Source organism: Sinorhizobium sp. (assembly GCF_059070375.1).
Map to the genome: position 1 here is coordinate 1,125,792 of NZ_JCACWC010000003.1, position 11,669 is coordinate 1,137,460.

At 60.7% G+C, this 11,669-nt stretch carries 11 protein-coding genes and 1 tRNA gene; 5 read left to right on the forward strand and 7 right to left on the reverse strand.

The window, feature by feature from the left end; translation table 11 throughout:
- Nucleotide 1 precedes the first annotated feature (1 nt).
- A tRNA-Ser gene (locus tag AC5J09_RS17410) sits at nucleotides 2-91 on the forward strand.
- 182 nt (nucleotides 92-273) lie between these two features.
- Here the strand turns inward: AC5J09_RS17410 and AC5J09_RS17415 are convergent.
- Both AC5J09_RS17415 and AC5J09_RS17420 read right to left on the reverse strand, forming a co-directional pair.
- Nucleotides 274-606 carry a type II toxin-antitoxin system HicB family antitoxin gene (locus AC5J09_RS17415; protein WP_494298098.1) on the reverse strand — a complete coding sequence of 111 codons (333 nt, stop codon included), beginning with the start codon at nucleotides 604-606 and terminating at the stop codon, nucleotides 274-276.
- Nucleotides 603-857: a type II toxin-antitoxin system HicA family toxin gene (locus AC5J09_RS17420; RefSeq protein ID WP_494298099.1), complete on the reverse strand. Its 255-nt coding sequence runs from the start codon at nucleotides 855-857 to the stop codon at nucleotides 603-605. The genes AC5J09_RS17415 and AC5J09_RS17420 overlap by 4 nt, the downstream gene beginning before the upstream one ends.
- Before the next feature lie 846 nt (nucleotides 858-1,703).
- Here AC5J09_RS17420 and AC5J09_RS17425 point away from each other — a divergent pair.
- Nucleotides 1,704-2,741 (forward strand): porin, encoded by a 1,038-nt coding sequence (locus tag AC5J09_RS17425; RefSeq protein ID WP_379939026.1) that lies wholly within the window; start codon nucleotides 1,704-1,706, stop codon nucleotides 2,739-2,741.
- A gap of 105 nt (nucleotides 2,742-2,846) precedes the next feature.
- Here the strand turns inward: AC5J09_RS17425 and AC5J09_RS17430 are convergent, their stop codons facing one another.
- The 4 genes from AC5J09_RS17430 to AC5J09_RS17445 form a co-directional block, all read right to left on the reverse strand.
- Nucleotides 2,847-3,779: a tyrosine-type recombinase/integrase gene (locus AC5J09_RS17430; protein WP_026168567.1), complete on the reverse strand. Its 933-nt coding sequence runs from the start codon at nucleotides 3,777-3,779 to the stop codon at nucleotides 2,847-2,849.
- A 173-nt stretch (nucleotides 3,780-3,952) separates the two neighbouring features.
- A complete protein-coding gene (locus AC5J09_RS17435) occupies nucleotides 3,953-4,984 on the reverse strand; it encodes a porin (protein WP_494298100.1) in 1,032 nt (343 codons plus the stop codon).
- Between the two features lie 591 nt (nucleotides 4,985-5,575).
- A complete protein-coding gene (locus AC5J09_RS17440) occupies nucleotides 5,576-6,064 on the reverse strand; it encodes a BA14K family protein (protein WP_494298101.1) in 489 nt (162 codons plus the stop codon).
- 163 nt (nucleotides 6,065-6,227) lie between these two features.
- Complete coding sequence (locus AC5J09_RS17445) at nucleotides 6,228-8,273, reverse strand: lytic transglycosylase domain-containing protein (protein WP_494298102.1); 2,046 nt, start codon at nucleotides 8,271-8,273, stop codon at nucleotides 6,228-6,230.
- Between the two features lie 301 nt (nucleotides 8,274-8,574).
- Here AC5J09_RS17445 and dapA point away from each other — a divergent pair, with 301 nt between their 5' ends.
- On the forward strand, nucleotides 8,575-9,459 hold the full coding sequence (gene dapA / locus AC5J09_RS17450) for a 4-hydroxy-tetrahydrodipicolinate synthase (protein WP_494298103.1): 885 nt from the start codon (nucleotides 8,575-8,577) through the stop codon (nucleotides 9,457-9,459).
- Nucleotides 9,459-9,938, forward strand: a complete 480-nt coding sequence (gene smpB, locus AC5J09_RS17455) for an SsrA-binding protein SmpB (protein WP_003527297.1) — start codon at nucleotides 9,459-9,461, stop codon at nucleotides 9,936-9,938. Before dapA ends, smpB begins: the two co-directional genes overlap by 1 nt.
- 221 nt (nucleotides 9,939-10,159) lie before the next feature.
- On the opposite strand, the gene AC5J09_RS17460 is transcribed toward smpB, so the two are convergent.
- The gene (locus tag AC5J09_RS17460; protein WP_003527296.1) at nucleotides 10,160-10,738 is read right to left on the reverse strand and encodes a LabA-like NYN domain-containing protein; all 579 of its coding nucleotides are present in this window, start codon (nucleotides 10,736-10,738) and stop codon (nucleotides 10,160-10,162) included.
- Nucleotides 10,739-11,210: 472 nt separating this feature from the next.
- On the opposite strand from AC5J09_RS17460, the gene rpoZ reads away from it, so the two are divergent.
- Entirely contained in the window at nucleotides 11,211-11,618 is a 408-nt protein-coding gene (gene rpoZ / locus AC5J09_RS17465; RefSeq protein ID WP_018094594.1) for a DNA-directed RNA polymerase subunit omega, read from the forward strand.
- Nucleotides 11,619-11,669 lie beyond the last annotated feature (51 nt).

An 11,669-nucleotide genomic window follows, 5' to 3' on the forward strand; every position in this document is an offset into this window, starting at 1 on the left:
CGGAGAGGTGGCCGAGTGGTCGAAGGCGCTCCCCTGCTAAGGGAGTATACCGGAAACGGTATCGAGGGTTCGAATCCCTTCTTCTCCGCCATACAGTCCTTGAGTGGGCACTGAGTTTCCGCCACTTCCCGCCGCAAGGCCTATGTAGCAGCCGGGACTTCGGTCCCATGATGCGAGCCTCGCCTTCGCCAACCTCGAAGCGTGTTCTGTCTCCTTCAAACAGGCCAACCGTTTAGTTCGGCCCGATGCGCGCTCCTATGCGCAGCATTGCCGTTATCCAGCGGCCTCCCTGATGGTCCCGACGATCCATTCATTCAGGCTCTTGCCCGCGGCTGCGGCAGCAATGACTGCTGCGGCATGTTCGTCAGGGGTGAGGCGGACATTGAACTTGCCAGAGAACTTCCGGCGAGGCTCAATACCCTTTTCCCGGCACATTTCGAGATAGACGGCCAGCGACTTGCGGCCTTCCTCAATCAGATCGTGGACGCTCTCGGCATAGAAGTCGGCCCCGCCATTCAGGCCGACAAACTCGCCGCGCAGCATCTGAATCTCGGGATCGAAAGCGATGACCGCCTTCTCGCCATTGATTTCAACGACATTGTTCATGGCTTTACTCCGTGATCGTCCAGCCATTTACGGATGCTGGCAACCGCACCTTTATCCGTATCCGGTGAAGGATGCGGGCGATGAAAGACGCGCACTTCGCCGAACAGGAACACGCCTGTCCGCGAACCTTGCCGCTCGCTGACCTCCGCCCCGAGGGCTACAAACAGCGCCTCTATGTCGGCCCAGCGGATCGAGCCGTTGACCGGGCGGGCGAAGATCAGTTCCAGCGTGGCTCTGTGACGCTTTTTCATGGAATGTCCAGTACCATTTTCTGGTACCGTTTTCAAGTTCGATTTCGACCCTGTCGTCGGGCGATCCGGTATCAGGGCGAGCAGTTCATCAAGCAGGTCGTCGAGGTCGTACCCGGCCGGCCTGCCGGGGAGAGGGCGGATTATAGGGCTATAGAGCGAACGTGGTGATCATCACCATCGGTCGCGGCCAGTTTCCCTTCGGGGCAAATCTCCGTTGTCGAAAGCGATCGACGATGGCCCCGGCGCCGGGGAGGCGACATGCAGCGCGTGACGGCACTCACCGTCATGGCCAATCAGCTCATTTTTAAAACACCGGGTAAAGAGTGGAGCCGGCGCAGCCATTCCGATTGCGCTCGTGAGTGCTTCTCGATTCGCGAATCCCTGTGCGCTGATTCTTCCGTGAATCGGCCGGGAAGCGGCCCGACTTCGATGCGCGGGCCCGGGATCGACGCGTCGATGGCTCTCGAAAAGATAGGACTTGGGCAGGGGCTTCGCCCGGTTTCGACCCCCTTTCCGGCCATTTTTTGCCCCTTTCCGACACAGATCACAGCCCGACATCCTGCGCTAACCCCTCGTCGCTAAAGGATTTTCTTAACGCTCTGTTAATTTCCTCGGGCCGTCTGGGGCGATTTTGTGTCGTTTCAGCAACAGGGATCAGGGAAGGGCAGGGCAAAGGAGTCGATCTGGTAAGTTGGTCGTTGCGCGCCCCACCCGGTTTTGTATTTTCAACTCCGGAAGCAAGGGCGGTTGATCGTCCGACTTCTTGAACATTGGGGATGGGGCAGGGAACGCTGTCCTTCAGCAAAAAACCCAGACCCGTTTTAAACTTTTGACTGGAGGTCAGAAATGAACATCAAGAGCCTTCTTCTCGGCTCCGCTGCTGCTCTCGCAGCAGTCTCCGGCGCTCAGGCTGCCGACGCGATCGTCGCTGCCGAGCCGGAGCCCATGGAATACGTTCGCGTCTGCGACGCTTTCGGCACGGGCTACTTCTACATCCCCGGCACGGAAACCTGCCTCAAGATCAGCGGCTTCATCCGCGTTCAGGGCGAATTCGGCCGTGACGAAGCTGACGACCGCTGGAACCAGGAAGACTTCGGTGGCCAGTCCACGTCGGACTGGGACATGTTCTCCCGCGCCTACATCGCGTTCGACGCGAAGAGCGACACCGAATACGGCACGCTCACCGGCTTCTTCGCCGCTGAATTCAACGCCGACAACGACACCGACGAAGGCGACAGCCTGATCGACGTCGATGAAGCCTACATCCAGCTCGGCGGCTTCAAGGCCGGCTTCTTCTACAGCTGGTGGGATAAGGGTCTGAACGGCGAAACCGACTCGCTCGGCAACGTCACCGAGTTCAACTCGCTGGCCTACATCTATGACGGCGGCACCTTCCAGGCCGGTATCTCGGTCGACGAACTCGAAGGCACGAGCACCAAGGCCAACGGCGTTGGCGTTACCGGTATCGTCTCCGCTACGCTCGGCGGCGTTGCTTTCGACTTGCTCGGCAGCTACGACACCGAGTGGGAAGAAGGCGCTGTCCGCGGCTTGCTCTCTGCAGACCTCGGCCCGGGCACCTTCCAGCTCGCCGGCATCTGGGCGTCCAACCCGAACGCTTACTGGGCTGACTCCGAATGGACCGTTGCTGCGTCGTACCGCTTCAACGCTACCGACAAGTTCCACATCACTCCGGCTGCTCAGTACTGGGGTAGCCTGCAAGACTCGAACACCAGCTTCGGCAACGATGATCAGTGGCGCGTTGGTATCACGACCGACTACGACATCACGGAAGGTCTCGCTACCCGCTTCACGATCAACTACACCGATGCGGACAACGACGAAGACTACGTCAGCGGCTTCCTCCGCCTGCAGCGTGACTTCTAATCTGACCTGACCTCGGTCAGTGGAAGGAAAGCCCGGCTCAAAGCCGGGCTTTCTCTTTTTGGGACAGTATTGTGAGTGCCGCGCTAGTGCGGCGCGTTTCGCGATTTACTTGAGGTGCCGTTCCAGGACGGGCACGCACATATCGAGGTCGTGGGAGGCGAGATGGGCGTAGCGCATCGTCATCTCGAGCGTCTGGTGGCCAAGCCACATCTGAACCCGTCTAAGGTCGATCCCGCCTCTGACCAGGCGTGAGGCGCAGGTATGCCGCAGGATGTGCGGAACGACGTCTTCTTCGTCACCGAGGCGCGCATCCACCTTTGCAGCGTTCCAGACGGCGCGATACTTCTGCTGATCAATTCTCGAAAAGGGGCCTGGGGCTCTGTCGGCACATTTCTTCAGGGCGTCCTTTGCCCTCAAGGTGAGCGGGACCGTGCGGCTGCGGCCCGACTTGGTGACCCAGAATGTCGCCCGGCCCTCATGGATGTCGTTCCATTTGAGAGCGATGGCCTCGCCCAGGCGCGCACCCGTATCCACCAGGAATATCGAGAGATAAAGGTACAGTTCAGAGCGGCTCGCGATCTCCCGGAAGAGCAGTTCCTCCTCGTCTGCCTCCAGAAAGCGTAGGCGCCCCGCCTTCTCCTTCTGGCGCTTGAACTCCGGTAGATTGTGTACATCCCCCATCTTGTACGCTTTCCGCAGCAGCTTTCGCAGCGCCGCCATCTTCCGGTTGATGGTCGCGTTGCTGTTGCCGCGCTTTCGCAGCGCACCGATGAGGCCGTCGAGCATCTCCTGCGAGAAGACGGAGAAACGCTTGCCGAGCAGAATCTCGTCCAGCTCTCCGACGAAGGCCTTCACATTGTATTTGTGCTTGCCTTCGTCCCACAGGATGTCGGCATAGCGCTGAAGCAATTCGGCGAGCGTGGCTTCCTTCACCACCCCCATGGGACCTTGCCGGCCGAAGCTATAATTGACCTCGTATCCGGACCCCATTCCAGGGAATCCAAGGTCACTCGCTCGTTTTTCAGCGTCCGACGTCACGTTTGCCGTTTCCTCCCCATTCTCCGTGAACGAGCCAAGAAACCACTGACCATCAAGTCAGTGCTTATAGTCAAACAATCTCAACGCCTTGGCGGCGCACATTCGTTGCAGAACAGCAACAGCCCGCAACTCAATGTTGGGTTGCGGGCTTTTTTGAACCTGACTAGGTCAGATTAGAAGTCCCGCTGCAGGCGGAGGAAGCCGCTGACAGCGTCGGGCTTGTTGCTTGCATCCGTGTAGTTGATGGCAAAGCGCGAGGCGAGACCATCGGTGATCTTGTAGTCGGCAGTGACACCGACGCGCCACTGTTCTTCGCTCGAGTCGAAGCCACCAGCACCGTTGTTCAGAGCGTCCCAATATTGTGCGCCCGGGGTGATTGCGAGCTTTTCGGAAGCGTTGAAGCGGTACGACGCAGCAACGGTCCACTCCGAGTCGGCCCAGTAAGCATTCGGGTCGGATGCCCAGATGCCGGCGATCTGGAACGTACCCGGACCGGCATCGGCCGAAAGCAGTGCGCGGATCGCGCCTTCTTCGTACTCGGTGTCGTAGCCGCCGAGCAGGTCGAAGCTTACACCACCGACCGAAGCGGAAACGATACCTTCAACACCGATGCCGTTGGCCTTGGTGGTCGTTGCCTCGAGTTCATCGACTGCGATGCCAGCCTGGAAGGTACCGCCGTCATACATATAGGCGAGCGAGTTGAATTCGGTGTTTTCACCGATCGAGTCAGTTTCGCCGTTCAGGCCTTTATCCCACCAGCTGTAGAAGAAGCCGGCCTTCAAGCCGCCGAGCTGGATGTAGGCTTCGTCGACGTCGATCAGGCTGTCGCCTTCGTCGGAATCGTTGTCGGCGTTGAATTCAGCGGCGAAGAAGCCGGTGAGCGTGCCGTATTCGGTGTCGCTCTTCGCGTCGAACGAGAGATAGGCGCGGGAGAACATGTCCCAATCCGACGTGGACTGCTTCGGGTTCTTCCAGCGGTCGTTAGCTTCGTCACGGCCGAATTCACCCTGAACACGGACGAAGCCGCCGATCTTGAGGCAGGTTTCCGTGCCGGGGATGTAGAAGTAGCCCGTGCCGAAAGCGTCGCAGACGCGGACATATTCCATGGGCTCCGGCTCGGCAGCGACGATCGCGTCGGCAGCCTGGGCGCCGGAGACTGCTGCGAGAGCAGCAGCGGAGCCGAGAAGAAGGCTCTTGATGTTCATTTCTGACCTCCAGTCAGTCGTGGGAAAGAAATCCTATGGCTGGAAAGTCCGGCAAGGCTTCGCAAAGGCCGCCGAGTTCATTACGAACGGGTGAGAGCGGTCGCCAGGGCGCATGGGCTAGGCCGCGGCGCTGACGAATAAGAGGGAAGCGCCAGCACCGCCTTTTCCTCAAATTGGGAGAAGGCGAGGGGAGGCGCGTCGCGTTCAAATAGAACTTCATGCCACGCGCTTTCGGGCCTGTTGAGATTTCGCCCCTGTGCTCATTACAGGGATGAGAGCAGCGCCGCCTCTGCGGCGCGGAAGAGCCTTTCCGGCCCAAGGACTTGGCCTCGCTGGATTCCTGTGACGAGCACAGGAATGAGGGACCGAGATGAAAGGTTACGTCTACATTCTCGAAGCGAAGCGGGATGCTGTATACGGGCGTGACCCGCGACCTTCCGCCTCGATATCTTCACGGTTTATCAAACGCGCCGAGGGGCCACACCCCCTCCGGCCTCATCCCTGTGACGAGCACAGGAATGAGCCGATCAAACAAGCCGCAGCGGAGGGCCCGAATCACAACAGGCCTTAATTTGTCCGCGCGCAGTGACGTCAGCTATAGGGCGAATAGCACTGGCGCCGCGGACCGTTATAGGGCTGGAATGTATTGTCCCAGGCTCTATACGAGCGATAGCGCGAGTAGCACCATTCCACATGTGCATTGCCGCCGCTGTAATACCTCGGAGCCGCATATCTCGGCTGGGTCAACACGCCGCCGACGATCGCACCGGCTGCCAGGCCGCCAAAGAACGCGCCGAGATCGTCGTCATCATCGCGATAATAGCGACGGTGGTGGTAACGGTTCCCGTAATAGCGATTTCCACGATAGTGATGCCTATCGCCACGCCAGCGCCCCCGTCCCATACGCGGGCAGCCAACACCCGGGCAACGCGCCCTGTCGGGAAACTGCGCCAACTGCACGTCGGCAGCCTGCGGCTTCGGTGCCGGAACGATCGGAAATGCCTCTGCGGGCGGAACGCTGCTGATGGCCGTGGCCAGCGACAGGGCAACAATTGCTAAGGTCTTCATTGGCCTCACCATTTCCTCTCAGGAGAAAGTAATCCCTTCAAGGGGAAAATGGCCGAAATCGTATTTTGTGCCGGACGCCGCCAAAGGATCACGATGATGTGATCCTCTCTCGGCAGAGCTGCCGCGGGGACCGGCAGTCGGGCGCGACCGTCCGGTTTGCCCCCGCAGCTCCGGCTCAAGGCAAACGGCGTCCCAACCTCAAATCCGCAACGATGTCCGTATCCTGTCCCAGCCGCGATTTATAAACCTGGTAGTTCTCCATCACCCGCTGGACATAGTTGCGCGTCTCCTCGAAGGGGATGCGTTCGATCCAGTCCACGACCTCGTCGATGGGCTTTCCGCGTGGATCGCCATAGCGGGCGAGCCAGTCAGGAACACGACGCGGGCCGGCATTATAGGCGATGAAGGTGAGGATGTAGGAACCGCCGAAGCTGTCGATCTGTTCGCCGAGGTAATGGGCTCCGAGCGTCGCATTATAGCCGGCGTCGCTCGTCAGGCGGTCCTTCGAATAGGCGAGGCCATAGCGGCTGGCGACGGCCTTGGCCGTGCCGGGAAGGAGTTGCAGGAGCCCCCGGGCATTCGCCACAGAAACAGCGGCCGGGTTGAAAGCGCTTTCCTGCCGGGCGATGGCATAGGCGAGCGCCTTGCCGGCCCCGTCGATATCGGCGCTCGGCGGAATGACCCCGATCGGAAAGGCAAGTGCAGCCACCTCGATGCCGCGGCCGAAGGCGATTTTGCCGATCTGCAGCGAGAGTTGGTGATTGCCCGACTTCTCGGCCCGCTCCGCCAGGATCGCAAGTTCGCCGGGGCTGGTCAGTTCCTCGGCAAGCGCCCGATAAAGACTGTCGGCGCGCCAGCCATGGCCGGCAGCTTCGAGCCGGCCGATCGCCGTAACGGCTTCGCGCCCCTCCAGCCGGATGCGGTCTTGCTCCGTCGGCGAGGGATAGCTCATATCGAGTTTCGCCTGGCCAAGGCGTGCGGCGGCGAGTTGCCCGTAGAAGGTGGCCGGGTAGCGCGCGGCATTGGTGAAATACGCGCGCGCGTCGCCGGGGCCGCCCGCTTCGGCGGCGCGGCCCAGCCAATACCAGGCGCGCGAGGCGGAGATCGGCCGGCTCGATGCCTCGACGATCCTGCGAAAGTGACGCGCCGCCGTCTCGGGTTCCTCGAGGCCGCGAAGCGCATACCAGCCCGCATGGAATTCCGCGTCGACGCGGTCCGTGGCGCGCCTTGCCGCATGGTTGGCGGCGATGCGATAGGCGCCGCGGAAGTCGCCGGCGTCGAGCAAGCCGCGGCTGACGATACGTTGCTCGACCCACCATTCTCCGGGATTGACGAGGGCGCCGTCGTCCTTCGGCATCTGGTCGAGAAGCCGGGCCGCCTCGGCGTATTTCTGCTGCTTGCGTAAATGCTCGATGCGGATGAAGAGGTAGGAAGGCCTGCTGCGCCAGGAAGCGTCCACCGCTTCGATGAGCGAGGCAGCGTTGCTGCCGCCGCGGGTCACTGCGGCCCAGGCGCGGAACAGCGATTGCGCCTTGCCGAGATCGCTGAACCGCTCGGCCTGGTCTATGCGGGCGCGGTAGAGAAGCATTTCCATCCGCTGCCTGTGGTCTTCCGTCGTCAACAGACCGGAAAACTCGGAAAGGATCTTCGTTTCAGTGTCCTTGTCCAGGGCTTCGCTCAGCCAGAATGCGCGCAGGTGCGTGGCGGCCGCCGAGCTCTGCCCTTGCGCTGCAAGTGCGCGTGCAAGGATGATCGCCCCTTCAGCGGTCTCGGGCCGGGTGGTGCCGAAGGCGGCGACCACATCGGCGGCGGGAGCGTTCTCGCGGTAAAGCGCCCGTTCCGAATGCGAGCGCAGCGACTTCAGGCCCGGCCAGCCCTGGAGTTCCCGCTGCGCCTCGGCAATGTCATAGGAGGGAATGCCCCTTTGTCCGGACACCGCGATCGCCCAGGCCAGGATATGGCGGTCGAGCGTTCCTGCCGGCATGCGGTCGCGAACGGCGATCGCCTTTTCCGGCTGCCGATCGGAGAGGGCATCGAGACCGCTTTTCAGATTGGCGCCGAGAATAGTTGAGAGTTCGCCGGTTGCGAGGCTGCCGATCTTGCCGGCAGCATCCGGCTTGCTCGTCGGTACCGGAACCCGCCCCTCGGCTGCCTCGGCCGAAAAAGCCAGCATCCCCGCACCGATCATGGCGGCGGCCGGCAGAAAAATTGTTCGCCGCATCACGAGCCCCGTGGTCCCCCATCCCTCGACTTCATTGCCGCTCCATTACAGCCGATCGGTCGGCGAAAACCCAGCCACATCTGTCGGACTGCTGACCGGCCGGCCCATGCGTGTTCCCCGAAACCCGGCGCCCCATTGCGGTCCCGCCTACGGGCGGCGTTTGCGCGGAAACGAAAGCGAAATGCATCCTCTCAGCGCTTGCCGCAGACACGTCACATGATTATGGTGCGGCAGTTTTTTAACCGTCGATTGCGGCCAAAGCGTGAGCGTATTCTGCGCCCTCGGTCGTCAGGAGTTGTGCATGTTCAAGGGTTCCATTTCCGCACTCGTAACGCCGTTCACCGCCGCCGGCTCGGTTGATGCGGATAGTTTCGTCGCGCATGTGGAGTGGCAGATAAAAGAGGGCAGCCACGGCCTCGTGCCGGTGGGCACCACGGGTGAATCTCCGACGCTTTCCCACGACGAGCATAAGAAGGTCGTGGAACTGTGCGTAGAGGCGTCGGCGCGGCGCGTACCGGTCATCGCCGGTGCTGGGTCCAACAACACGATCGAAGCGATCGAGCTTGCGCAGCATGCGGAAAAGGCCGGTGCGGACGCGATCCTCGTTGTCACGCCCTATTACAACAAGCCGACGCAGAAGGGCCTTTTCGCCCACTACGCGGCGATCGCCGAAAGCGTGAAGCTGCCGATCGTGATCTATAACATTCCCGGCCGTTCCGTCGTGGACATGAGCGTCGAGACCATGGCGGCGCTGGCGAAGGCCCATCCCACGATCATCGGCGTGAAGGATGCGACCGGAAAGATCGAGAGGGTTTCCGAGCAGCGCATAGGCTGCGGCAAGGCTTTCGTGCAGCTTTCGGGAGAGGATGCGACCGCCCTCGGCTTCAATGCGCATGGCGGCGTCGGCTGCATCTCCGTCACCGCCAATGTCGCTCCGCGCCTGTGCGCCGAATTCCAGGAGGCAACCCTTGCCGGCAACTATGCCAAGGCCTTGGAGCTTCAAGACAAATTGATGCCGCTGCACAAGGCCATCTTCCTTGAGCCGGGCGTCTGCGGCGCCAAATATGCGTTGAACCGTCTCGGGCGGATGAGCTTTACTGTCCGCTCGCCGTTGCTGTCGGCGCTTGAGCCGGCCACGGCGTCGGCTATCGACGCGGCGCTCAGGCATGCAGGGCTGATGAACTGATGGCACCGAAAGGCAGCGAACGCACGGTCAAGAAGGTTGTCGCGGAAAATCGCAAGGCCCGCTTCAACTACGAGATCGTCGACACCTACGAGGCCGGTCTGGTTCTGACCGGCACGGAGGTCAAGTCGTTGCGCGAGGGAAAGGCCAATATCGCGGAATCATACGCGACCGACGAAGGCGGCGAGATCTGGCTCATCAACTCCTACCTGCCCGAATATCTGCAGGCCAACCGCTTCAATCACGAGACGCGCCGCCGCCGCAAATTGCTCCTGTCGAAGAGGGAAGTGAACCGTCTGCAGGGTGCGGTCAACCGCGAGGGAATGTCGCTGATACCGCTCCGGATATACTTCAATGAGCGAGGCAGGGCGAAGCTGGAACTGGCGCTCGGCAAGGGCAAGAAGCTGCACGACAAGCGAGAGACCTCCAAGGAACGCGATTGGAACCGGCAGAAGAACAGGCTCCTCAAGGAGCGCGGCTGAGTCCCGTCGATCTCTGGGGTATTTGCTCTTCATCCGGCAGACGAGATCACAATGATCTCAGATCGGGTCGACCTGAACCAAGAAGGTCATCGATTCCAATGAATTGGAGCGGGATGCGGGCGGAACCGCGTCTGCGGCGCGGAAAAGCCATTTTCAGCCAAGGCTTGGTCCGGCCGGGTCCCTGTGACAAGCACAGGGACGAGGAAAAATCCCGACAGGCTTTAAAGCTCGACGTCGTCGGCGACCGGCTCGACAGGGCGCTGAACGCGTTCGGACGGTTCGCGGCCGATCTCTCCTCTGAGCGTCGCGAGATCGATGAAGTGGTCGGCCTGACGGCGCAGGTCGTCGGCAATCATCGGCGGCTGCGTCGACATGGTCGAGACCACGGAAACCTTTCGGCCCTTGCGCTGCAACGCTTCGACCAGGGTCGTGAAATCACCGTCTCCGGAGAAGATCACCAGATGGTCGACCGATTCGGACTGCTCCATGGCGTCGATCGCCAGCTCGATGTCCATATTCCCTTTGATCTTGCGGCGTCCGAGGGAATCGGTGAACTCCTTGGCGGGCTTTGTCACGACCTTATAGCCGTTATAGTCCAGCCAATCGATCAGCGGGCGGATCGACGAATATTCCTGGTCCTCGATGAGTGCGGTGTAGTAGTAGGCCCTGAGCAGGTAGCCGCGCTTCTGGAAGGCCTTGAGCAGCTTGCGGTAATCGATGTCGAAGCCGAGGCTCTTCGACGCGGCGTAGAGGTTGGCGCCATCGATGAAAAGAGCGATTTTCTCGCGAGGATCGAACATCGTTACTTCCTTTTTCCGTACCCTGCACAGTGACCGGACCAACCCCGCGGAGCGTCACGCTTACAATTGGCGGATTAAATTAAAGCTCACTTATCTGCAAATAATGTGGTCATGCCAACGCATTATTCCAACTAGGGCGCGGCGCCTATAGCTAGTTTTAGCAGTTGCTGCAGTTCGTCCACATTTTCAATCTATAATTGTTGCTGGATACGTATTCGAAATTATCACGAAATACAGGGGATGTCTGTGACCCTATGGGAGCGTTCCACAGACGCGGCATTTTATCATGCTCCGGGCGATGACGTGAGCCGGATGCAGGAAAAACTTGAACTTATGCCGTTTTGATTGTATCGGACGCCTAATTCCAGAAATCGGAGCTGATGGAGCCGCATGTCAGCGGACGTTCCGGTTTCGCGTCGTTAAACCTGCCGCGGCAATGCCGCCGCATCTCTTGAGTCGTAAAGGACAGGCCATGGCCCGCGTCACCGTCGAAGACTGCATCGACAAGGTCGAAAACCGTTTCGAACTCGTCCTTCTTGCCAGCCACCGCGCACGCCTGGTTTCCCAGGGTGCCCCGATTACGGTCGACCGCGACAACGACAAGAATCCGGTCGTTGCACTGCGCGAGATCGCCGATGAAACCCTGTCGCCCGGCGACCTGAAGGAGGACCTGATCCACTCGCTGCAGAAGCATGTGGAAGTGGACGAGCCGGAACCCGATCCGGCATCGCTCGCCCAGACGGAAGCAGCGCCTGCCTTCGCTGAGGCCGCCGAAGAGGAAGACCAGCCGGAAGCGCTGACCTTCGACCGCATGTCCGAAGAAGAACTGCTGGCCGGCATCGAAGGCCTCGTTCCTCCGGAAAAGAGCGACGACTACTGAGATTCGTTCCGGAACAACGTTCCGACGTGTTATCGAAGCAGTGCGCCACTC